Annotated in this window: 17 protein-coding genes; 2 read left to right on the top strand and 15 right to left on the bottom strand. The window is 41.8% G+C overall.

Annotated features, from left to right (window positions below):
* The first annotated feature begins 1 nt into the window (after position 1).
* A complete protein-coding gene (locus tag G457_RS0100325) occupies positions 2-694 on the top strand; it encodes an HAD family hydrolase (RefSeq protein ID WP_026944692.1) in 693 nt (230 codons plus the stop codon).
* A gap of 1 nt (position 695) precedes the next feature.
* Here the strand turns inward: G457_RS0100325 and G457_RS20800 are convergent, their stop codons facing one another.
* The 6 genes from G457_RS20800 to G457_RS0100295 all read right to left on the bottom strand — a co-directional run bounded on the left by G457_RS20800 (position 696) and on the right by G457_RS0100295 (position 5672).
* Complete coding sequence (locus G457_RS20800) at positions 696-1202, bottom strand: SRPBCC family protein (RefSeq protein WP_051260651.1); 507 nt, start codon at positions 1200-1202, stop codon at positions 696-698.
* 30 nt (positions 1203-1232) lie between these two features.
* Complete coding sequence (locus G457_RS0100315; protein WP_026944691.1) at positions 1233-1859, bottom strand: hypothetical protein; 627 nt, start codon at positions 1857-1859, stop codon at positions 1233-1235.
* 9 nt (positions 1860-1868) lie between these two features.
* Positions 1869-2438: a helix-turn-helix transcriptional regulator gene (locus tag G457_RS0100310; protein WP_026944690.1), complete on the bottom strand. Its 570-nt coding sequence runs from the start codon at positions 2436-2438 to the stop codon at positions 1869-1871.
* Positions 2439-2504: 66 nt separating this feature from the next.
* Positions 2505-3638: a TIGR03364 family FAD-dependent oxidoreductase gene (locus tag G457_RS0100305; protein WP_026944689.1), complete on the bottom strand. Its 1134-nt coding sequence runs from the start codon at positions 3636-3638 to the stop codon at positions 2505-2507.
* A complete protein-coding gene (locus G457_RS20795) occupies positions 3635-4903 on the bottom strand; it encodes a DUF5690 family protein (RefSeq protein WP_248602800.1) in 1269 nt (422 codons plus the stop codon). The genes G457_RS0100305 and G457_RS20795 overlap by 4 nt, the downstream gene beginning before the upstream one ends.
* Positions 4904-4958: 55 nt before the next feature.
* On the bottom strand, positions 4959-5672 hold the full coding sequence (locus G457_RS0100295; protein WP_026944688.1) for an HAD hydrolase-like protein: 714 nt from the start codon (positions 5670-5672) through the stop codon (positions 4959-4961).
* Between the two features lie 347 nt (positions 5673-6019).
* On the opposite strand from G457_RS0100295, the gene G457_RS0100285 reads away from it, so the two are divergent.
* Positions 6020-6607, top strand: coding sequence for a phosphonate degradation HD-domain oxygenase (locus G457_RS0100285; protein ID WP_026944687.1), 588 nt, complete (start codon positions 6020-6022; stop codon positions 6605-6607).
* Here G457_RS0100285 and G457_RS0100280 read toward each other — a convergent pair.
* The 9 genes from G457_RS0100280 to G457_RS0100240 form a co-directional block, all read right to left on the bottom strand.
* Complete coding sequence (locus G457_RS0100280) at positions 6586-8232, bottom strand: metallophosphoesterase family protein (protein WP_026944686.1); 1647 nt, start codon at positions 8230-8232, stop codon at positions 6586-6588. The genes G457_RS0100285 and G457_RS0100280 overlap by 22 nt on opposite strands.
* A 26-nt stretch (positions 8233-8258) precedes the next feature.
* Positions 8259-9347: a sulfatase-like hydrolase/transferase gene (locus G457_RS0100275; protein WP_026944685.1), complete on the bottom strand. Its 1089-nt coding sequence runs from the start codon at positions 9345-9347 to the stop codon at positions 8259-8261.
* Positions 9348-9419: 72 nt separating this feature from the next.
* Positions 9420-10970, bottom strand: coding sequence for a SusD/RagB family nutrient-binding outer membrane lipoprotein (locus G457_RS0100270; RefSeq protein WP_026944684.1), 1551 nt, complete (start codon positions 10968-10970; stop codon positions 9420-9422).
* Between the two features lie 29 nt (positions 10971-10999).
* Complete coding sequence (locus G457_RS0100265; RefSeq protein WP_026944683.1) at positions 11000-14215, bottom strand: SusC/RagA family TonB-linked outer membrane protein; 3216 nt, start codon at positions 14213-14215, stop codon at positions 11000-11002.
* A 292-nt stretch (positions 14216-14507) separates the two neighbouring features.
* Positions 14508-15653: an efflux RND transporter periplasmic adaptor subunit gene (locus tag G457_RS20790; RefSeq protein WP_035482890.1), complete on the bottom strand. Its 1146-nt coding sequence runs from the start codon at positions 15651-15653 to the stop codon at positions 14508-14510.
* Complete coding sequence (locus G457_RS0100255; RefSeq protein WP_026944682.1) at positions 15653-19978, bottom strand: CusA/CzcA family heavy metal efflux RND transporter; 4326 nt, start codon at positions 19976-19978, stop codon at positions 15653-15655. Before G457_RS0100255 ends, G457_RS20790 begins: the two co-directional genes overlap by 1 nt.
* Positions 19979-20058: 80 nt before the next feature.
* On the bottom strand, positions 20059-21429 hold the full coding sequence (locus tag G457_RS0100250) for a sensor histidine kinase (RefSeq protein WP_026944681.1): 1371 nt from the start codon (positions 21427-21429) through the stop codon (positions 20059-20061).
* A gap of 3 nt (positions 21430-21432) precedes the next feature.
* Positions 21433-22098, bottom strand: coding sequence for a response regulator transcription factor (locus G457_RS0100245; protein ID WP_026944680.1), 666 nt, complete (start codon positions 22096-22098; stop codon positions 21433-21435).
* A gap of 89 nt (positions 22099-22187) precedes the next feature.
* The gene (locus G457_RS0100240; RefSeq protein ID WP_026944679.1) at positions 22188-23414 is read right to left on the bottom strand and encodes a PepSY-associated TM helix domain-containing protein; all 1227 of its coding nucleotides are present in this window, start codon (positions 23412-23414) and stop codon (positions 22188-22190) included.
* Between the last annotated feature and the right edge of the window lie 38 nt (positions 23415-23452).

The following is a 23452-nucleotide window of genomic DNA, read 5'->3' as shown; positions in this document are numbered from 1 at the left end:
AATGCCGATCAAAGTAATTGCCTTCGACGCGGATGATACACTTTGGGTAAATGAACCCTTTTTTCGGGAAGCTGAGGAGAAATTCTGTTCGCTTCTGGAAGACTTTATGCCGGCACATGCCATTCTGAAAGAGCTGTATCGAACAGAAATTCAAAATTTGGCTCTTTATGGCTATGGAATCAAAGGCTTCATGCTTTCGATGATCGAAACAGCCATGCGTGTTTCAGACCAAAAAGTCCCCGTTTCATTGGTAGAAAAAATCCTTTCCATAGGCCAAGAAATGCTTCAAAAGCCCGTGGAACTCCTACCAGGAGTAGAAGAGGTACTCACTTCTCTAAATGGTGACTATCGAATCGTACTAGCCACCAAAGGCGATTTGGTCGATCAGGAGCGAAAGCTCCAAAAGTCTGGCTTGGAAAAACATTTCCACCACATCGAGATCATGAGCGAAAAACGGGTGGAAGATTTCGCCAAATTGATTGGGCATTTGGATGTCGCTCCAGAGGACTTTTTAATGCTTGGAAACAGCCTGAAATCAGATATCCTGCCTGTTCTGGAATTAGGGGCTTACGCTATTCATATTCCCTTTCATGTGACCTGGATTCATGAACAAGTGGACCATGAAATCGTCCACGAGCGATTCCATACGGTGGAAAACATAAGTTTAGCAGCAGAGGTGATTCGGGGGATTTAACTCAAGAATTTACGAGGTTTTGAGTTTCCGATTGTGGTAAACCTTTAATATGAAGAGTGATTCCATATTCAAGCCATGCTTTTAAATTGGTCAACCAAAAAGTCCAGCCTGTAGAGCAGCCTACAAAAATATTGAGTTTACTTTCCTCATCAGTAGGTATGTGATCCTGAGTCAATTCCACCTCGACTCCCCATTGACTTTCCTTGAGATGAATATGGACATTGCCACCTGCTCCGAAGGTAAAAGAAATTCTGTCTTTTCCATTCGCCTCCAAAATTTCACCCTTCTCCTCAAAGTCCCAATTGTGCCATTTCCAATTGAAAGAATCCCCGCGTTGAACCAGTTCTTCGCCCTTCCTTTTTTGTTTGGATGAATCCCAATAAGTTGCTTGCTCCAAAAACCAGCTTTCGATACCAGAGGAGCAAGCCCAGGCCCTGTAAACTTGATCCATAGTCGCTTGGATATGAATCCGCTTACTAAAGCTCGTCCATTTATTTTGAGATTCCATAGAATTAATCTAGGAAAAAAATGCTAAAAGCTATTCCCCCTTCCTCAATTTCTTCATAGCCACTTCCACCTGGGACAAGGGATATCCTCCCAAAATCCCACGAAAAGCACCATTCGGATGAATCACCACAAAACTCCCACAAGGATATGGGTACTTGAAAAACTGCTTTTGGAATAGGCTATCTGGATCCGGCTTGTAGGAAATTTTACCCTGATATTTTTCTAAGCCACTTGGATTTGCATAAAGGTAAACTGGCTCAGTTGCCAGATGCTTCTCAGCCCATTTCAAAAGCGTTTTGTTTTCCTTTTGGAAAGAGTCGGCATTATTTCCCTGACCAGAGGAATTACACCCATCCTTTCCTGGATAAAAAATCACCAAGAGCATTTTACCTTCCCGAAAGGCCTGTTCATTTCCGGTCTCCTGAAAAAATATTTCAGGATTATCCAATAGACCAACCGGCATGCGGTGAACGAGCATTTTACCTCCTTCACCATCTGGAATACCAAAGTAAGCCTGCTCTAGAATCTGCTTTTCAAAATACTCACGACTGATCTCCCGACCCAATTCATCCTTGTAACCGGTTTGGGCAAAAGAAGAGCTTAGAGCTACGAGGGATATGCCAACCAACCAAATAATGCGAATCACATTCAATACCATTTCTGATGATTATTCGAAGAAATATACCACTAGCATTTGACAGGTTGAATTTCCCAAATTCACGGGATTATGCTCCAATCTCCCGTCGAATAACATAGAATCACCCGCTTCGAGTTTAATCGATTGATCGCGAAAATGATAAACCACTTCTCCGGAAATAATGTATTTGTATTCAAAAGCATCTGTTTGAACAAAGTCTCTTTCCGAACCAGGCTGTATCTCCAGAAGCACAATATCAATGGTACTTTCTTTTACTTTTTTGGTAAAAATCCTGAAGTATTCATACCCACTGGCCGGTTCCTTTTCAAATCGCTCGTATTCAGCTCTTCTATGGACTACAATAGGTGCTTCCCTTCCATTCAGGCTTAGCTCATTGAAAAACTCATCCAAATCCACTTCAATAGCTTTAATGATTTGAATTAAAACCAAAAGAGATGGAATGGTGCGCCCATTTTCGATTTGTGAAATAAGCCCCTTGGTGACCCCTGCCCGATCAGCTACATCCTGTAAAGTCAGATTTTTTTCTTTGCGAATTCGCTTGATCTTTTCACTGATTTGGACAATAACTTCGTGCTCCATAGTTAGGTAATAAAGGGAAATTTCAAGTAAACTACGGAAAACTTTTTACCACCGAAAAAAAATCGGCTATTTACCCAAAAGTCCGTTTACCACTTCCTCTCCCAATCCGAAAGACAAAGTCATCCCAGCTCCACCTAAACCATTTACGATACAAATATCTTCTGAAAGCTCATGTATAAACTCAGTTGCCCCATTGGTCATCTTAGGATAGATTCCATGCCACGTGGATTCAATTCTCCAGTCTTTAAACTGAGCAAAGGTTTTTAAAAAATCGAAAATCAACTCATTGATATCTTGCCTGTCAAATGGAGAAAGGTCCAATCCATATTCGTGACTATCCCCTATAGTCAATTCTCCTAGACCATTCTGCGAAACCATAACGTGAATACCCCATTTAAGCAATTCTGGAAATTTCTCTTGATAGGTTTCTTTCAGCTTTTGAAGACTAGGAGACACTTCGAAGCCTTTATAATGAATAAAACTAAGTCCAGAACAAAGAGCAGGACCAATCCGCCAATTCTGGGGTTGCTGCACCAATCGAGCCATTTGAAGCTTACACTTTGTAATAGCAGCAGCTTGAAAAACTTCAGGATACAATATTTCGAAATCTGCACCTGAACAAATGAATATCCTATCCGCCTCCCAGCGCTTTGAACCACTAAATACAATATTTCCCTCTACCTTAGAAATAGCCGTATTCCAAAAAATCTCAATCCCTGGCTGATTCTCAAAATAGGCCCCTAGCTTTGCTATTGCCTCTCTTGGATCGACTATTACCTCTTCTTCCGTCCAAAGAGCACCTTTAAGACCTTGGAGCTTTGCAGCTGGACTTTTCATAGCCACTTCTGAGGGAGAAAGTGAATGGGCAGATTTGAGACCTTTCATTTCCCTCACATATTCCTCTACTACCTGCATCTCCAAATCTGTGTAGGCCAAGTGTAAAGCCCCAGTCTGCTCTGCATAAAAACCTGCTTTTTGACTCATTTCAAGCCATATTTCTCGGGAGCGAATGGCCCTGTCATAGGTCTTACCCTGCGCTTGCCCGACTGGCCAAACCATCCCGAAATTCCGAACAGAAGCACCTTGAGCCTTCGGGTGTCGCTCAAAAACCTTAACTTCATATCCTTTTTGATGGAGAGCTCGAGTGATAGATAGACCTACAATACCTGCTCCGATTACGATCGCTTTTTTGGTACTCATAGTGAATTGATAAGGGTTACGGAATGAGGCTTTGCCCGCTCTTCTCGCAGAAGTTTTCTTTGAAAATAAATAAACGAAGCAGCCATTAAAACGAGTGAAAGCCCCAAAAAGCCAAAAATGGCCGTGATATAAAATTGAAGCCAAGGAATTGAATCCCAGCCCACAAGCTGCTTGGAAAATAGGATTAGACTTGAACCTAGATACCCAAAACTATCAACTAAGTACATTAGAAACCCCACATTTCCACTTCGCTTAAAAGTGGCTATCAGCCGATCAAAAAGAAGGCAATTAAACGGTATATAGGCCATATAAACACCTGCGCCTACCATAACCATCCAAAAGAATGGAGAAATGAAACCAGCTTGTAGTCCTAAGGTCGAAAATATAGAAAGCCCGAATCCAATCAGGATAATCCAATGATTGATGAAAAATGCCTTTTTGTTGTTTTTGACCAATACCAATCCAGTCATTAAAACCAACAAACCTAAAGTAATGGGAATTTCGGTTTGAGTAAGAAGCTCAGGCTCGACCGAAATATTCAGCCCATCCCAAATTTCAATAACAAAATTATCCCGAAGATCGCGAAGTCCGGTAAGCATCATATAGACGATTATCAACAGAATAATCCCAGGTCTAAATTCCTTAAAAAAATCTCTTCGATCTTTTCTACTCATCGGAGCTCGAGGACTTCGCAATTGGATATCTTGATCAGTGGGTTCAGGTATATGATTAAGCAAAAATACGCTGAGCAACAATAAGGGAAAAAATACAGCTCCTGTGGCAAAAGGCATCCAATGCTCTGAGATTTGCCAGTTTTGCATTAAATAGACCCCGACTGACTTGACAAATCCCGATGAAAAAACAAAACTCGCAGCCAGCATAGAACCCATCATTTCAGTAAACTGCCTACCTTCCATGTAGTGGAAAACAATCCCCCAGATTAACCCTAAAGGAAAACCATTGATTAAAAAAAAGACTACTGAATAAGGCTCTGGTACTACTGCAAAACCAAGCAAAGCAATCCAGGAAATGGAAATCAAGCCTATTATCAACCATGCTCTTCCTTCTTTCTTAAGCTCAGAAATGACTTTGATCCCATAAAACTTACTCGCCATGTAGCCTAATGTCTGAGCAAGAATAAGCCAGATTTTTAGATCAAGTCCCCATAGCAATTCTCCTTCAAAAACAGCAGCTGCAAAAGGCTTTCTGAAAGCATACATGCTGCTGTATGTCAAAAAACCCATGATTGCGGCAAAAAGACTCATCTTGAAAGTACCTGCTTGTTCTAATCGCCTAAAAAGTGAAGGAACGCGATACATGTTAGCTCATTAAAGCGGATTCATATTGCTTCACTATTTCAATGAGCTCTCTCAGATTACTCACAAGATGAGTAGGCCGATGAGGAATTAACTCTTCACGTGAATAGACCCCATTTGTCACCCCAATACTCATCAAACAATCAGCATTATGACCTTCATTGATATCTACTTCTGTATCGCCGATTTTAATCACAGATTTGGAGTCTTCTATACCAAGTTCGTCCATAATCTTTTGAATCATAAAAGGATAGGGACGCCCTTTTTGTACTTCATCACTTGCCGCCGTAGCATCGATATGACCACTTTGATCCCATCCAACTCGTTTTAAAATGATGTCAGTGATATCTCTACTAAAACCAGTATCCAATGCCACTTTGATACCCATATCGTGTAGTGCCTCGAATACTTCCTCTGCATCATCTACAGGCTTGATACCAGGTTCCGTAGCATAATGATGTAGCATTCCATTGACAAAATCAGAGTGAATTCTTTCTATGATGGCGTCGGTGATTTTATCTGAGTTTGGTTCGTGGATTTCTAAGAGTTCCCGGATAGCCTGAGGCTTCGAATACCCCATTTTTTCATTGGCCTCTTTCAAGGTTACCTGTGGATATCCAGCTTCATTCAATGCTTTCTGAAAAGCCTTAGCAACATTATTTTCATCATGAATAGTCGTTCCTGCCATATCGAAGACAGCTAGTCTGATTTTTCCCATTATTTGTCATTTACTTGGCTAAAAAAAAGGGAGACTAATGATAGCCCTCCCATTTTTAAAGCTAAACCAACTCAATTATTGTTTAGCAAAATTAAACATCAAATTCATTTACTCCATGTAATAGTTATTATCTTTTTGTTATGAATAATTCTTGAGCCATACTTTGATAGAAACTCGTTAAAATGGACTTTAAAGGATTAGAATCAATTTTTTTTTAAAAAAAGCCTCCATATTTTATGATGAATATTATTCATTCTTAAACTTAAAAGAAAATAAAAGTTAAGTTTTCCAGCAAGAAAAAATGATAAGTTATTTTTCATAATTTTAGTATTTGTAAACATGAAACGATGAATTATTCTAGCTTATCTATTGAACAAAAGCTCGATTTGATTTTTGGACTTTACAAGAATCACGGACATGAAGACTACATAGGAGAACCCGTCTCCCAAATCGAGCACATGTGTCAATCAGCACAACTTGCCGAAAGGGAAGGATTTGACTCAGAGGTCATTCTGGCAGCCTTCTTTCATGATATTGGCCACTTACTAAATCATCTGGAAAACACAGAATCCATGGGGGGCTTTGGTGTAAAGCGCCACGAGCAAATTGGTGCGGACTTTCTTCGAAGTTTGGGATTTCCCGAAAAAATCCTCCAACTGGTAGAAAATCATGTCCAGGCTAAAAGATATCTCACTTTTCGCTTCCCAGAATATCTCGAAAAACTTTCAGAAGCCAGCAAAAAAACGTTGGAATTCCAAGGTGGGCCGATGGACAATGATGAAGCACTTGCCTTTGAAAATGACCCCCTTTTCGATATTTCCCTGCTGATGAGGAACTGGGATGAAGAGGCAAAGGATGAGAACATTCCTTTGCCAGATTTGGAAAAATACATTTCCCTGGCAAGAGAAGTTCTCTATTCCTCTTCAGTAAACTGATCGATTATTTCCCCTTCCAAATTGAATACCCTGAGATTAAAACTATCCTTCCCAAAATCCAAGATACCAAAATGATGTTCCTTAATCACTCGGTCCATTTTGGGATAGTCTGAGCTTTTATCTTTTGGTTCAAGTCCTCCTCCAGCACCACCTACGATTAGAAAGTGAACCGAATTTCCTGAAAAATTCAAAGTGAGCCGTTCGTAATCATGCGTATGGCCTGCTATGACAAAATCAATCAAACCCCTATGAAAATATGGTTCTAATGTCTCCCGAATGCTCAATTCTCCATGATATCCTGGCCAGCCCTGAGAATAAGGGGGTTGATGGATTGCTATCACTTTCCACCGTAGGTTTGACCAGGTTTCCGACGTCAGTATAGAATCCATCCAAATCTGCTGTTCCGTTCCTTTTGGAATTGAAACTGGGAAATTGACATTTGGGTCCAAAGCCAAAACACCCACAGAACCAAGTATCTGAAAACCAAACCGCTTTTGACCGGGCAAAAACAGATGCCTCTCCATCTCTTTGGCTATCAAATCTTCATAGAAACCATCGTAATCATGATTTCCTGGAATAAGGATCTGAGGAGCATTCATCTGTGAGGTCACTTGTAAAAATCGAGAGTAAACGAAAGGTTGAGAACCATTATTCACCAAATCCCCAAGCCCTAGACTAAAATCAGGATTTTGACTAGCGATTTCATGAGAAATCTTCTTAAAAGTCTTCCATCCTCCTTGAGAATCCCCCCAAATAGCAAGCCTGATTTGATCAGCAGGCTCAGCTTGATTAAAATGAAAAGGTCCAAAAAGAGATTTACCCTGTTGAATCCAAATCTTATACACTTCACCAAATTTTATAGGAAAAGTAAAGATTCCATCTTTCGAAGAAACAGAATACTTCTCGCCAGATTCTCTACCAATAACTGATTCACCTCCCTTTTCGCTTTGCCAACGAAGGAAAGGCTCTCCATTGGAGTCCAGAATAATAATCGGCTCAGTCATCATGATGGGGTAGTCAGCCAACTTCCCCACCCGATCTTTCTGGTCTAATTCTAAGAGTTGAGCCTTGAGTCCTGAATCTGTAAGCAACTCAATTTTTCGATTGAGCAATAACGAATCCAGCAGCTCATTTCGATCAGTCATCCATTTCAAAAAACTTGATTCAGCCATCCAAAAGGCTTTTTTCAATCCTCCGGAAACCGCATTATTTATCACCCTGACAATAAGCTGAACCTCTCCTTCCTGCTCAACCCTATAGAATTCCCCTTCAGCAGATCGCAGAACTCGCTCTCCATTTACCCAAAGTTGAGCTCCATCGTCTCCATCCAAAAAAAGTACTCCCCCATCTAAATTACCTTTCCATGAATACCAAAGGGAATGATTAGGAAGGACCAATTTATGGGGCAAGGAAACCGCTTCGCCTTCCGAAGTAAATTCAGGAATAGGCTGTTCCATACCCGGAATCGAATCAGCACCAAGGTATTGCCAGCCCGTATCTAAAGCCAGCGTATCCTCTTGAGGAAAGGACATCTCAAATAAAGAGATGAGTTTAGATTCATCCGAAAAAAACACCTCCCCATAAGTTGGGGAGGTTGGTTTTTCAAAACAGCTTGACGAAATCATTACTAAAAGTATAAATACATTCCTTTTCATCGGACCATATCCTTGATGACTTCTCCTGCCTTAGGATCAGGATATTCCATACCCAATAGTTTGAAAACTGTCCTGGCAACCTGAGCAGAGTGCCACTGTCCTTCAATTTTCATTTCACCTGAAGCTGGAGTATCAGGTCCTATTGCCATCATCCAAATTTCACCACCTTCTGGAACGGAAGCTCCATGACTTTTCCAAGAAGTCTTGGTAATTCCCCGTCCATGATCTGTAGTAATGATTAAGGTTGTTTTGTCTTTATACTCAGGATCTGATTGAACCCAATCCCAAATCTCCTTGATGTAGGCGTCAGTTTGATGAGCCGACCAAATATATTGATCATACTTGCCTCCATGTGCCCAATCATCCGTCTCTCCATAGGCAATGTACATCACTTTTGGTCTGTGCTTTTTCAAACCTTCCATCGCAAAATGATGGGTAAATGGATCTAAACGAACTCCACCCCAAGGTCCACGGATCTCCTGCTGTATCCGATTGACTGTTCTTTCTACATCCGTCAGATCATCTCCTTCAGCCAGATCAAAGCCAGCATTGACAGGTACACCGCTACGCTCTTCATGAATTATATACGGAAAGACATCCCAGGAACCGAAAGCCATTACCTTACCATTATATTCTGGCATTTGATTGAGATACTCAAGGAAAGTAACATTTGGATTATTGATTTTCGAATTGGAATTGATGCGGTCATCATCCGCAAAGCCAGAAAGAACCTCATTGTATCCAGGATAGGAAAACCACATTTTATTACTGTTATCCACTTTATTACCAAAATGCCTATTCCCATATAATTGACCTTCAGTGGCTATAGTGCCCCAAAAGAATGGGAACAGCATCTCTCGGCGCTTTTTTGGATCGGAATGCCAGTAATCTGCCAAAAGAGACCCCGGCGTATCAATTAGTCCCGTATCATCTACCATTAATGAATCTGCTCCCTTAAAGAGCTCCTGCCATCGCAGACCATCAAAGGTGATTAAGATTATGTTTTCTGTTTGAGTGGTTTTCTGAGCCAAGAGATCCATCCCCGGTAAGGACATAATCAAAACCAAAAAGACTATTTTTCTCATAGTATTGTAATTTAAAATTAGCTACCAGGCAAAAAGACTGGCAGCTCTTGATTGATTTAAGTTAGTGGCTTATCAATTAACATCCCACCAAACCCGGGTAGTAATTTCATCAGGACCCTGACGGGAAATCACTTCTTGATATTTTTCTCCATTAAGAGACTGTACTGAAGAAGGATACATGTATCGAACGGGTACGGTATTGATGAAGGCTGCTGGACCTGGCAAGATCTCTGGATAATTAGTCCTTCTCCAATCATACCAACCTTCCATTCCTGTGAAGAATAAAGCCAACCATTTCTGAGTTCCGATTTTGCGAAGCTTATCTTCAGTAGAACCAGTATAGGCAACCTCATCCTGTGCAAAATAAGATTCATCAATCATCAGTTTCTCAGCGATTTCAGGCAAATTGACAAAATTGTATCGATCTCGATAGTAGTCAAATGAGGCTTGAATACCATTTCGGTAGTATTCCTCTGCAGATCCAGTAGAGATAAAATTTCTCTCACGCGCCTCAGCCAAGATGAATTGCAATTCTGCATAACTCATTAAGATCGCTTGGTACCCTTGTGGATTTGCCAGCGAAGTACAGGCCGAGCAAGACCAAAGCAACCCAATTCTAGAAATAAAATTAGACCCTCCCTTTGCAGGATCACCCGAAGGGGAATACTGGAGAGCCTCTTCATCTGCAAGACCATTAGGCACACCCTGATAGTCTTCTATTTCACCAATCACGCCTGCACCACTATCATTGGTGGGTTGAGCGTAAGCGAAAAGCCGTGGATCATTATAATCCTTTAAAACACCCTCCATCTTTTCGGAAAGTCGATATTCGTCAAAAGAACCCGAACGGGTAGTATAAAGTGGGTGCTGATTTGGAACATCAGACAGGTACTGTAAGGCTGCCTGATCTTCATTAGAAGTAAAGATCGGAGACTGAGAAGGATTACTCAGAATAGATTGCATTGCAGCAGATGGATCGCGACGATCAGAAAGACGCATGAGAATTCGAAGCCTGAGGGAGTTGGCAAATTTCTTCCATCTCATCACATCCCCATCAAATAGGATATCACCTTCGACAACTTCATTTGTCGAGCCTAAAAGATTATTTGCCTCCTCTAATTCGGTCAAAATACCATTGTAGATTTCTTCCTGAGTATCAAACTTGGGATAATTAATATCCTGCTTAGCGCGAGTAGCCTCTGAATAAGGAAGGTCACCGTATGCATCAGTCATGAAGGAGAACATGTTTGCTCGGATCACCTTTGCAATCCCCACATAGTTGCTTTGACCCGCTTCTGTAGAAATCTCAATCACATTGTTCAAATCTCTAAGAGAGTTGAAAAAGGTACTGTAAGGATTTCCCTGAGGACCCCAGTTGTAGCGGTCCTCGTTGGTAAACTGGATTTTGGCAGATTGCTGCATAACCACATTTCCATATCCCCATGCGCGACCAGCTATTTCATTGGTCGTATTTCGGATCACCGTAGGCAAAAGCAAAGCCGAAGAAACCGTCTCGGGACTGTTAGGATTAATGTTGATTTCTTCAAAATCCTGATCACAAGCTCCCAAGCCCAAAAGAAAAGAGAGGCTCAGTGCAGTTATATATTTCTTATTAAAATTCATGATTACAAATTTTGATTTTCAGTACTGAATTAGAATTTGACATTGATATTGAAGCCAACACTTCGAGTAGAAGGGAAAGCCATATTTTCTACGCCAGGCTGAAGTGTCCCTCCAGACATAGAAAGTGTCTCTGGATCAAAATGCGGGTTTTCTGTCCACAGGGCTAAATTCCTACCTACCAGAGATACTTTCACATCCTGGATAGGCAACCTACCCAATACGGAACGAGGAATAGTGTACCCGATCGTCACTTCTCGTAGCTTCAAGAAGGTAGCATCATATTTGGCAGCTTCTACATTGTTTCGCTCGTAATAACGGTTGTGCCAGTTTCTGGATGTGATTTTTACCGTATTTGGAGAGTAGGATCCATCACTATTTTGAACCACTCCGGGACTGACTATCCCGTTTCCTTCTACACTTAGGTCATATCCATTCTCTCTTCCCAAAAGAGTTTCTTCAAGCTGACCGGAGGTACTACCGATGGTTTTGGTTCGAGAGACCACAATGCCTCCATGACGATAATCAAAAAGGACTCCCAGGGAAATTCCTTTGTAGCTAAAATTATTCTGGAGACCTAGCATCCAGTCAGGATTATAGTTTCCTTGAAGCTTCAGCTCAGGGTCACGAAGAGGAGTACCGGTAGAGTTGTGAATGATTTCGCCAAAGAATGGGCTATTGGGATCCTCAACTCGGAGGAATCCCACCCCATATATATTCCCCATTCTTTCACCGACTCTAGCTTGGATATTTGCGCCATTTCTACTTGTAAGGGTGTATGCATCCAATCCATCAGTCAATTCCAACACACGACCACGAGTCCTGGTAAAATTGGCTAGGAAGTTCCAATTGAAGCCATTCTGTGAGACTACCGGAGCACCACTCAAAACCACTTCAATCCCTTTATTCTGAATCTCACCGGCATTAATAATTCGAGAAGCATAACCAGTGGCAATATCCAGTTCGATTGGTATAATCTGATTACGGGTACGATTGTCAAAATACGTGAAGTCCAATCCAACTCTTCCTTCCATGAAGCGAATATCCAATCCAGTTTCAAAGGACCCTGTTCTTTCAGGCTTTAAGTTGGCATTGGCCAATCGATTTGATTCTGTCTTAGCCTGATCTGATCCCCAAGCTACCTGTGGGTTAAAGACATTAGTCAGGCTAAATGGATCTGTATCATTACCTACTTCTGCATAAGCACCTCGAACCTTCAAGAAGGAAATAGCACTCGGCAGTGTAATCATATCTGATATGATCGCGCTTAAAGTCGCTGATGGATAGAAGTAAGAATTACTTTCTACAGGTAGTGTAGATGACCAGTCATTTCTACCAGTAATATCCAAGAACAAAATATTCTTGAAACCAATCTGCCCGAATCCATAAAGTGAATTAATTCGCTTTTCTGAATTGAACTGATTGACCTGAAGATTCACAGCTGTATTGGTGAAGTTGTAAATACCAGGAATCAACAATTGTGGAGCAATGGTTTGCTGAAATCTATTTTCCTGTCGCATTTGGTTACCACCTAGTGCGATACTGTAGGACCAAACCGGCTTGGTGGTCTCAGAATAAGTCAAGAGAAAATCAGAGTTCTGCTCAGAAAAAGACACTGCATCCTCTCTGTAATTACCTCTAGGAAATCGCTGAGTACTAAATGCTCTTCGTCTGTCCCTCAATTCATTGTAGGTATCCAGACCAGTACGAAGCATCAAACTCAACTTGTCAGTAAATTTGTAATTCACCATGATATTCCCAAATATCCTCCCTTTGTCCTGTCCGTTGGTGTTTTCATAAACATTGAAATAAGGGTTATCATGGTAGTTATAGTTGTAATTAAACTGCTGCACCCCTTCCAATCCCGGCATCCAGTAATCCCGCAGGTTTTGAGTACGAAGTTGTCTACCGTACCAAATCCACAAATACATTAAGTTCTCCGTACCGTAGCTGATATTAGGTCTGTTGCCACTATTGGTATTTTGATAGTTGACAGCTGCATTTACAGAGAGCTTATCTGTCACATTGATTCCCCCATTTAGAGCGATAGTATTTCGCTTCAAATCTGTATTGGGCACAATTCCTTTTTGATTCAGATTGGTCCAAGAAAGACGGACATTGGCATTATCATTAGCTCCTGCAATAGAGACGTTATTTGAAAGCGTCACACCTGTCTGGAAAAAGTCATTGATGTTATCCGGCTGAGAGACCCATGGCGTTGGGGTAATCGTACTTCCCGCAGGAGCATTCAAATCTCCTCCTCTAAAACCCGGAACAGATCGGGGTGAATCAAATTGCGGAATAAGCAAGCCGGTGTCCATTTCAGGTCCCCAGCTTTCATCCACTCCATCAGCAATACCAGCTCCGGCACCATTGACAAATTCAAATTGGCCGTTATTACCCTGACCATATTTATCTTGCCATTGAGGCAATACTAAAGGATTGTCAAAAGTTGTGTTGGAATTAATGGTAACTCCAAGGCCTTTTTTACCTTTTCCGTTTTTGGTTGTAATCAAAATCGCGCCATTCGCTGCACGGCTACCATACAAGGCTGCCGCGGCAGGACCCTTCAAGACTGTCATGGACGCGATATCATCCGGGTTGATCTCACCGGCGGCATTTCCATAGTCTACTTCCTGATTTCCAGAGCCCGACGAACCAACAACATTATTGGAAATCGGAATACCATCAACAACGAAAAGCGGCTGATTGGCATTGATATTTAAAGAAGATTCCCCCCGAATTGTCACCCGTGTAGAACCTCCAAGGCCTGAAGTACCATTTGTAATTTGAACCCCTGCAACTCTTCCGCTAAGGGAATTAATCACATTGGTCTCTCTCGCTTCCGTAAACTGATCTCCTTGCACTTCCTGCACAGAGTAGCCAAGAGCTTTTGTCTCCCGCTCCACTCCCAGGGCAGTTACAACTACTTCAGTGAGGGCGACGCCCTCAGAGAGTGTGATGTCAATTATCGTAGAATTACCCACGGTTCTTTCGAGAGTCTCGAAGCCTACAAATGAAAAGACGAGCACATCTTGGGCAGATGCCTCAATTGCATAGCTTCCATCCACATCCGTGACAGTTCCACGGGTTGTTCCTTTGACCAAAACAGTTGCCCCTGGTAGAGGCTGATTGTTTGGATCGCTTACTTTTCCTGTGATCCTCGCTTGCTGGGCGGAGGAAAAATTGAGAACAAATAACATCATCAATGTCATTAATCCTCTCCAAATGCTTTGATTAGCAGTCATGGTTTGTAAAGATTTTTAATAGGTAAAAGTTTTGGTTAGAAATTTTACCAAAGCTAAACTTTACAAAACTCTCAGACTTTAATTTAGCATTATCAAAAAATGAATTACCTCAAAGTTAAAACCACCAAAAAAGCCATTTAAATTAAAATAAAGCAGTTTTTAATAAGTAAAAAGAGCTTAACAAAGAGCCCAATGTTTATAAATTTTTAAAAAATCATTATCTAAAAAAGTATATAAATACTATACATTAAAAAATGGAAATTTAAATCAGATTTCAACTAGATTAGAATCATTAAACCAACCCAAACGCCCCTTTGGTCAAAATAACTGCACTTTCATCCAAATCAATGGCAGGTTTAATCGCCAAATATCCCTCTTGGCTTCCCGTTATTTGAACTTCTACTTTATCCAAGAGGTAGCCGGTTTCCGTTTTTCCACTTTGAATCAAAATATAATTCAAGCCATCTACCTCTACTACAGCACTTTCCGGAACTACCTTTGATGGTCTATCCTCCAAATCTAACTTTGCCTCCAAGTACATCCCCGGTACTAAGTGTTTTTCCATGCTTTCGTCTACTAAATGAGCGTGCACCATTACTTGTCTTTCCGAATTGATAGATTGACTGATGACATAGACCTCTGCCAGGATCTGATCTTCCTTCAAATCAGGGATTGAAACCGTTACTTTTTGGCCAATTTTCAATTTCCTAGCATCCTTCTCATACACAATTAGCTCTACATGCAGGTGATCTCGGTTCAATAAAGTCAGTGCTTTATCTGTGGCGTTGAGATAACTTCCCGGCACTGCATGAATACTTTCCACAAAGCCATTGATGGGGGAATAAACTGGGATTTTTGAGCGAATTTTTCCCGGCTCAAGCGCTTTTGGGTCAATATTTAGCAGTAAGAGCTGCTGCTCCAAACCAGCCAATTTGGCCTCAGCTGTCCGAAAATCAGCCTCAGCTTTCAGGAAGTTTTTTTGTGCAGAAATCAGCTCGGAATACAAGGTCTGTTGACGATCATACTCCGCTTTCAAATAGTCCATCTGACTTTGGGTCTCCAGATAGGATTGCTGAAGATTGACAAACTCAGGATTCTCGAGATAAAACAAAACCTGACCACGTCGAATGGCTTCACCTTCAATTAGAGTAAGGCCTGAAACGTAGCCCCCGTAAATCGCAGAAACGTCCTGCCGCCCTTCTGTGGGTACACGCACCATGCCTTGAAGACTGAGTTGCTCAGATAGATTTCGAGCCTCTATAGATCCCCACTCCATCTTCAACGCATTAAACTGGCTTTGAGAAAGTTGAATCTGAGATGAAGCTGCTACTTCTGCCGCCTCTACTTCTATTCCTCCCGACGAATCGTCTTTTTTCTGACAGGATATAGCCAAAGGGAATAAGAGAATAAATGAGATTTTTCTTAAATGTAAATTCATCAGATCGTCAAGTAAATGAGTTCGAGCTTAGCAAGCTGATAGTCCAGCTTACTTTGTAAGTATTGAAGTCGGATATTCCGGGAATTTTCGAGGAGTTGTACTAGCTGCAGGAAGTCTATTTCACCTTCCTGGAAAGATCGGGTAGCCTGTGTTTCCAATTGCTCGGCAAGGCTAAGTCCCTCCTCCTCATAATAATCTAAAGTCGAGCGGTTTTTGGAAATTTCATTTTTCAGCTGCTCACCTCGTGCATTTAATGATTGAGTCACAGCCTGAGATTGGAGTTGAATTTCTTCCTGGAAGAATGAAGCCGCATTCAATTTGGATTTATTTGATCCAAAAAACAGGGGAATAGAAACGCCCGCTTGAAATCCAGGGTAATTCTGGGCATTGATCCCAGGATTACTGCCATTGAAAACTTCCAGACTCAGGTCAGGCAAAAAACTCCTTCTCGCCTCCTTGACCTGAAAATCTGCCTTTCGGATTTCGGCTTCCAGCATCATAGTCAGGGGATGAGTTATTTCGTCATTTTGTTGCAAACTCAACAAAGGCTCTTCGTCGGCAAGAACTAAGCTATCCTCCACGAAAAGTAATCTCCTCAATTCTATCAGTGAGGATTCATAATCCCGGCGGGCTGCATTCAGCCGTATCGAAAGTTCCTGTTCCTTGCTTTCTGCGGTAAGCTTCTCCAGCAGATTACTTTCTCCCAACTCAAAACGACGTGCCGAGGCTTTCGCAAACTGCCCATAAATACTGTCCAGATAAACCAAATTATAGATTCGTTCTCGGGCATAAAATGATTTGAGGTAGGCTGCCGAAACCTCCTTTTTGACTTGTCTTTCACGCAAAAGATATTCTGACTGACTTCGCTCCAGTTCGGCTTTCAAGACTGCTGTCCTTGCTGCATAGACTGAAGGAAACTCCAGCTGCTGCTGCACTCTCCACACGCGGTTGTAGACTCCGTTTTCGGCAATATCATTTTCATCCCAACCATAGGAAACCTGGGTCTTTCCGATATTCCAACCTGCCCCAACCTGAGACTCCGATCGCTCTAGCATTTTCCTGGAAGCCTGAAGGTCTATATTTTGAGAAATGGCTATGGAAAATGCCTCCTCCAAACCTAGTTTTTCCTGCTCTTGGCCAAAAGAAGGTTTTACAGCCCATGACATCAACATGAAAAACATAACCAAAGGCTTAGATGACCATTTGAGTGCCAATTGCTTTTCATGGAATAGCGTATACAAAACTGGTAATACGATTAAAGTCAATACTGTCGCCGAAACCAAGCCTCCTACTACCACTGTGGCCAATGGTCTCTGAACCTCTGCACCAGCAGATGATGAAATAGCCATCGGTAAAAACCCTAGAGCCGCAGCTGAAGCAGTCAGGAGGACGGGACGGAGTCTTTCTTTAGCTCCAAAAACAACCAAGTCTTTTATTGATGTGAATTTGGTCTCCAATGATTTGAAGTGCTCTATCAACACGATCCCATTCAAGACCGCTATACCAAAGAGGGCAATAAAACCTACCCCTGCGGAAATACTAAATGGCATATCCCGGAACCAAAGTAGAAATACTCCTCCTATTGCTGAAAGCGGGATGGCAGAGTAAATCATTAAGGCATCTTTAGCGGAAGAAAAGGCAAAATACAGCAGGATAAAAATCAAAATCAGAGCGACTGGTACAGCAATCAAAAGCCTTGACCTAGCTTGCTGAAGATTCTCAAACTGTCCGCCATAGTCTACTCGATATCCTTCAGGGAGATTGATTTTTTGATTGATGATTTGTTGAATGTCATCTACTACAGATTGTAAATCTCGGTTACGGACATTCACGCTGACTACCACTCTCCTTTGAGTATTATCTCGTGATATTTTAGCCGGACCTTTCGTGTAGGAAATATCAGCTAATTCCGAAAAAGGAACAGAACTACCATCTTCCAATTTCACGGTAGTGTTTTCCAGACTTTGAAGGTTTTTTCGATGATCCTCGTCAAAACGCACAACCAAATCAAACTGCTTTTCTCCTTCGAAAACAGTACCTGCCACCTCCCCTGCAAAGCCCATGGTAACAAGAGAATTCAAGTCAGAAATATTGAGTCCATATTTGGCAATTTTAGATCGATCATATTCTATTTTCATCTGTGGCAAACCGTCTACTTTTTCCATGATGATATCAGCAGCACCATCGACATTTTGGATCGCACTTTCAATCTCCTCTCCTAAGCGCAAAAGCTCGTCTAAATCTTCCCCAAAGACCTTAATAGCCAAATCAGCACGGACTCCGGTAATTAATTCATTGAAGCGCATCTCTATCGGCTGGGTAAACTCATAATCAAGCCCAGGAATAATCTCCAGAGCTTCCTTGAATTTATCGGCCAATTCATCTTTTGATTCCACGGTAGTCCACTCGCTAGGCGGATGGAGGGTCACGATTACATCACTTTCTTCCATAGACATGGGATCAGTGGGAATCTCTGCAGCTCCAATTCGTGTCACCACCTGCTTGACCTCGGGAAAGTCCAACAAAATATTTTCAATGCTGGTAATCGTTTCTACTGTGCTACTAAGCGAAGTCCCTGTTTTTAGTACCGGTTGTATCACAAAGTCACCCTCATCCAAGGTGGGAACAAACTCTGATCCCATGGAGGAAAAAATCAAAACAGCCGAAATCAAAATACCTCCTGCAGCAACCAAAACTATCTTTGTATGATTCAAAGCCCAGCGAAGGGATGGTTCATAGGCCTTGTTAATTGCTTTAATTAACCGAACAGATATATTTTTTGGACCCTGCTTGTCAGCCTTCAAGAATAAGGAGGAAGCAACTGGAACGTATGTCAATCCCAATATCATAGCCCCTACCAGTGCAAAGCTAAATACCTCTGCCATTGGTCGGAACATTTTACCTTCTACTCCAGAAAGAGATAAAATCGGAATAAATACTATAATGATAATTATCTGCCCAAAAATGGCAGAATGCATCATCTTGGATGCTCCTTTGAATGAAATATCATCCCTCTTCGCTATCCGCTGTACTTTATTTAACCCTAAAAGCTCATCGGAAGATTTGGTAAATTGATAGGCAATGTATTCGACGATGATCACTGCACCGTCGATGATTATCCCAAAATCAATCGCTCCTAAGCTCATCAAATTGGCATCAACCCCAAAAATATACATGAGGGAAAGCGCGAAAAGCAAACTAAGTGGAATGACAGAAGCCACTACCAAGCCCGACCGAATATTACCCAAAAGAAGGACTACGACAAAGATGACGATCAAACAACCTAAAATGAGGTTTTCGCTTATTGTAAAAGTAGTCCGCCCTATGAGCTCAGATCTATCCAAAAATCCATTAATATAAACGCCCTCAGGCAAGGAACTTTCTATCTGGGAAATTCGCTCACGCACACGATCGATGGTTCGCTTAGAGTCAGCTCCTTTTAGCATCATGATCTGCCCCAGAACCTTTTCCCCTTCTCCGTTGGCGGTAATTGCACCAAATCGATTGGCAGCTCCGAACCCTACAGAGGCAATATCCCTAATGAATATGGGAGATCCTGACCGAGTGGTCACTACGATTTGGCCGATATCCTCCAGTGAGCCTGTTAATCCTTCACCACGGATGAAGAAGCTTTGGTTGTTTTTCTCGATATATCCTCCACCTGCTATGGAGTTGTTTTTTTCAAGGGCAGTGAATACCTCAGTTATGCTTATGTCCATCGCTCTAAGTCGCTCAGGATTAATCGCTACCTCATATTGCTTCAAGAAACCTCCCCAAGTATTGACTTCAATGACACCGTCAATCCCTGCTAACTGACGTTTGACCACCCAATCTTGAATTGTTCTCAAATCCGTAATCGAATACTTGCTTTCATACCCAGGTTTTACATCGATGATGTATTGATAGATTTCTCCCAGACCTGTAGAAATAGGTCCCATGGTAGGACTACCAAAACCTGCGGGGATATTTTCTTCAGCAATTTTGAGGCGCTCTGCGATAAGCTGTCGGGGTAGGTATGTACCCAAATCATCCTCAAATACAATAGTGACTACAGACAGACCAAACTTGGATACAGATCGAATCTCTTTTACCCCTGGTAAATTGGCCATTTCCAATTCGACTGGGTAAGTAAGATATTTTTCTACATCTTCAGTGGCTAAATTTCGAGAAGTAGTGATTACTTGGACTTGATTATTCGTAACATCGGGAACAGCTCCAATGGGAATATTCGTAAGGGAATAGATTCCAAATCCAATCCAAATAATTATAAAAATGCCGATTAATAATTTATTGGCTAAACTCCATCGAATAATCGAATCAAGCATAATGTGGGTCTCTTTTGACACAAAATAACCACAGAAGTCTTAGGTGGCTTTTAGTGTTTCCTTAAGATTCCCTTAAGATTTTACCAGGAAAGCTTAAACGAGGTCCCTTTCCCAGCTTGGCTTTCTACGGAAAGTCGGATTTTCAACTCATCACAAAGTTTTTTCACAATGGCTAGCCCCAACCCAGCTCCAGTTTTTTTTGATCCATGACTGGATTTTGCTCTAAAAAATGGGTCAAAAATATACGGTAAGTCTTCAGAAGAAATTCCGACTCCATGGTCTGAAACTTTCAAATAGACCTCTTTATCATTTTTTCCAACTTCCAAGAAAAGGGGAGCTGAGTCTCCAGCGTATTTGAAAGCATTGTCCAGTAAGTTGTCTAAAATTATCTGTAGCGATTTCTCATTTGTCAAAACAAATACAGGATGCCCAAGCTGAGAAACAAATTCAATCTTCTTCCGTGTTGATTCTGATTTTCTACTTATTACTTCTTCTGCAAAAGATAGCAAATCAAGCTCTTCCAGAACAATGGATTGCCCGCTTTCGACACGTGCAAGAGCCAATAATTGCTCGATTGTTCCTGTCATCCGATCGATACTTTGAAGAGCTAATTCGATCTTTTGCTCATATTCTTCAGGAGTGCGTGGCTTGCGGATCATCACCTCCAAGGTGCCTCGGAGCACCGAGAGGGGAGTTCGTAGCTCATGAGAAGCATCTGAGGTGAATTGCTGCTCTCGTTTTATGGCCTTCTCCAACCGGCCCAAAAGATCATTAATGGCATGCGTAAGCTGGGTGATTTCCTCTTGATTGCCGGGGGACTGAATTCGTTCGCTCAAATTACTTTGAGTTACCTGATTGGCTTTGCGAATAAGCTGCTGAATAGGCCGGACAGTCCGATTTGCCTGATCGCGCATCATCCAATACACAATCATCAGTACAATCGGGAAAAGAATTAAAAGAATCCACCTCAACTTGGTAAAAAGGGCTTGTGCATCATCAAAAGATTGAGCTACCAAAAGAAAGCCTTCCATTTTCCCTGCATTCCGTAGCGGGATTTGCATCTGACGCAGATAGCGAGAGCCTGCTTTAAGAGTCCAGGCCTGCCCCGAATTAGCTCGGTCGGGGAAAAATTCAAGATGATTATCCCTCAGGTTAGGAGATCGATCCATACTTTTCCCCTCTGGATCTACAATCTCAATAAAAATCGGATTCAGCTGGATCTGACTATGCTCCATTTCACTCCATTCATTTTTGTGAAGAAAGCGAATCTCACCGTTGACGATGAAAATCTGATCCTTATGCTCATCCGTCTCTAGCCGTAGCTCACGATCTATGCTTGAAACCACCGTGACGTAGACCACCCCATAGATCACCCCAAAAACCACCAAAAAAATACCAGCCACTAAAAGTGTGAGTCTGCGGGAAAGCTGTTTTTTGTAGGAAACACTCATTATCTATTCTTTAGCCATATAACCCACCCCACGGATCGTCTGAATGTAGTCCTGATCCTTCGTAATGCCCAGTTTTTTCCGAAGTGAATTGATAAAGACATCAATCACACCGGTGTTGTATTCAAAATGGATATCCCAAACCGACTCAATGATTCGAGTTCGCCTACAAACCGTATTTTTATTTCGGATCAAAAACTCCAATAAGGCAAACTCCTTCTGAGTCAGGGGAATTTCTTTTTCTTCTTTGAAAAGCTTAAAACTCAATGGTTCTAAACGAAAAGGCCCCAAAGTCAAAACCTCAGGCTCTTGATTTACTTTTCTTAGCTGTACTCTAATTCTTTCCAGCAGCTCCTGAAAGTGAAATGGCTTTTTGATGTAATCATTCGCACCTGCCTGCAAGCCAAAAACGGTCTCATCCACCGTATCCTTGGCCGTGAGGAATATAATTGGCGTGGAGCTGAATTCCTTTCGAAACTGCCTAGTCAACTCTATTCCACTAATTCCCGGAACCATCCAGTCGAGCAATAGTAGATCATATTCCCCAGTAAGGGCTAAATTCAGACCATCTCTTCCATTATCAGAAATGTCTACAGCAAAGTTTTCCTCCTCAAGACCCTGCTTAAGAAAATTAGATATACCCGGCTCGTCTTCTACAATGAGAATTCTCATGAGCCAAAATTTCGGGATTTTTAGGAAAAATGCAGGTTTTCTTCTTTAAAGTTTCCTTAAAAAATCAAGAAACTCACTGCATTTGAAAATTAAGCCATTTCCACCTGTCTTTCCTTGACATTTTTCTTTTTGCTACTTGGCTTTTTCTTTTTCCGCTTATTCCACCAAATCAACGTCCCGGTGATAGGAAGAGAAGTAGCGATCAAGCAAGCGACAAACCAAAGAAACTTTGTAAAGGTGCCAAAAATCTCTCCTGTGTGTAGGCTTTTCACCGAGCGGCCAATTTGCTGTCTGACAGTCATATCTGAGAAAAGCTTGCTTTCCTTCACCACTAAACTAGCCTGATCAAGTTGCAGTTGATCCGACCCTGATCTGGCAAAAAAACCCGTTCGGTATTTACTGATACTGATGGATTCGGAGTCGTCCTTCGGAAGGCTGATTCTGCTGTTTCCGCTGTAAGGAAGGGTTTCATTTACTTTTGCTAACGCCTTATCTAAAGAAAACTGAAGAGCCGGTCCAGGAACTATCTCAATGGCCTCCACTCCTTTTTGCTCTTCTTTAGGTGGCTGATAAGTGTCCCACGTCTTCTGCCAACCTTCTCGGTACCATTGAAATGACCAGAACAATCCCGTTGCAGACATGATAAACAAAGCGATTAGGGAATAAAATGCCAAGGTGTTGTGCAAGTCATGATTCACCCGCTTCCAGTTTCCTGACCATTTCACTTTGAGACCTTGACGCCAGCTATTGACCTTTTGGGGTACCCAAATTACCATTCCTGTTAATACCCCTAATAAAAATAAAGAAGTGGCTATTCCATTGATCAAACGGCCTAGCTCCCGATTGCTCATGCTTTCTAGCAAAGGCTCTTCAATTCGGTCGATCAACAACCATCGATGCAGTGAAAACTGCATACTCATAAATTCTTCTGCTGCTGTTCGCTCCGAATTATCTGCAACGACTTCGCCAGAGTAAGGGTTGACAAAAAAGGTAGTACCCCGACCTTTTTCACCCTCTTTCAATAAGCTAAACTGCACGGTTCGGCTTGGATCTTCACTCACAAAAACAGAAGTGACTTCACCGCCAATTTGAGACTCAACCTTACTTCTCAATTCATCCAAAGAAAGTCTACTCCCCTCTTCTTCCACAAAATACCGCTCTGAATCTGCCCACTCTTTGATCTCAGTATTGTAGACATAAATCGTCCCGCTAAGACAAACAAGGATGACAACTAATCCAGAAATCAGACCTGCGTAAAGGTGAATATCATTGAAGAGTTTGCGGACTTTTTTCCAAAGGGGATTTGTGGCTGCCATTCTTTATCCTTATTTAGATTTGGTCAAAATTAAAAGGA

The organism is Algoriphagus marincola DSM 16067 (assembly GCF_000429405.1).
Taxonomy (GTDB): domain Bacteria; phylum Bacteroidota; class Bacteroidia; order Cytophagales; family Cyclobacteriaceae; genus Algoriphagus; species Algoriphagus marincola.
Note: the sequence above shows the minus strand (reverse complement) of the source record. Positions and strands in the feature narration are given on the sequence as shown.

Bases quoted from the DNA above. Each gene is read 5' to 3' on its own strand.
- G457_RS0100325 (WP_026944692.1), top strand. From the start codon at position 2: ATGCCGATCAAAGTAATTGCCTTCGACGCGGATGATACACTTTGGGTA.
- G457_RS20800 (WP_051260651.1), bottom strand. From the start codon at position 1,202: ATGGAATCTCAAAATAAATGGACGAGCTTTAGTAAGCGGATTCATATC.
- G457_RS0100315 (WP_026944691.1), bottom strand. From the start codon at position 1,859: ATGGTATTGAATGTGATTCGCATTATTTGGTTGGTTGGCATATCCCTC.
- G457_RS0100310 (WP_026944690.1), bottom strand. From the start codon at position 2,438: ATGGAGCACGAAGTTATTGTCCAAATCAGTGAAAAGATCAAGCGAATT.
- G457_RS0100305 (WP_026944689.1), bottom strand. From the start codon at position 3,638: ATGAGTACCAAAAAAGCGATCGTAATCGGAGCAGGTATTGTAGGTCTA.
- G457_RS20795 (WP_248602800.1), bottom strand. From the start codon at position 4,903: ATGAGTCTTTTTGCCGCAATCATGGGTTTTTTGACATACAGCAGCATG.
- G457_RS0100295 (WP_026944688.1), bottom strand. From the start codon at position 5,672: ATGGGAAAAATCAGACTAGCTGTCTTCGATATGGCAGGAACGACTATT.
- G457_RS0100285 (WP_026944687.1), top strand. From the start codon at position 6,020: ATGAATTATTCTAGCTTATCTATTGAACAAAAGCTCGATTTGATTTTT.
- G457_RS0100280 (WP_026944686.1), bottom strand. From the start codon at position 8,232: ATGATTTCGTCAAGCTGTTTTGAAAAACCAACCTCCCCAACTTATGGG.
- G457_RS0100275 (WP_026944685.1), bottom strand. From the start codon at position 9,347: ATGAGAAAAATAGTCTTTTTGGTTTTGATTATGTCCTTACCGGGGATG.
- G457_RS0100270 (WP_026944684.1), bottom strand. From the start codon at position 10,970: ATGAATTTTAATAAGAAATATATAACTGCACTGAGCCTCTCTTTTCTT.
- G457_RS0100265 (WP_026944683.1), bottom strand. From the start codon at position 14,215: ATGACTGCTAATCAAAGCATTTGGAGAGGATTAATGACATTGATGATG.
- G457_RS20790 (WP_035482890.1), bottom strand. From the start codon at position 15,653: ATGAATTTACATTTAAGAAAAATCTCATTTATTCTCTTATTCCCTTTG.
- G457_RS0100255 (WP_026944682.1), bottom strand. From the start codon at position 19,978: ATGCTTGATTCGATTATTCGATGGAGTTTAGCCAATAAATTATTAATC.
- G457_RS0100250 (WP_026944681.1), bottom strand. From the start codon at position 21,429: ATGAGTGTTTCCTACAAAAAACAGCTTTCCCGCAGACTCACACTTTTA.
- G457_RS0100245 (WP_026944680.1), bottom strand. From the start codon at position 22,098: ATGAGAATTCTCATTGTAGAAGACGAGCCGGGTATATCTAATTTTCTT.
- G457_RS0100240 (WP_026944679.1), bottom strand. From the start codon at position 23,414: ATGGCAGCCACAAATCCCCTTTGGAAAAAAGTCCGCAAACTCTTCAAT.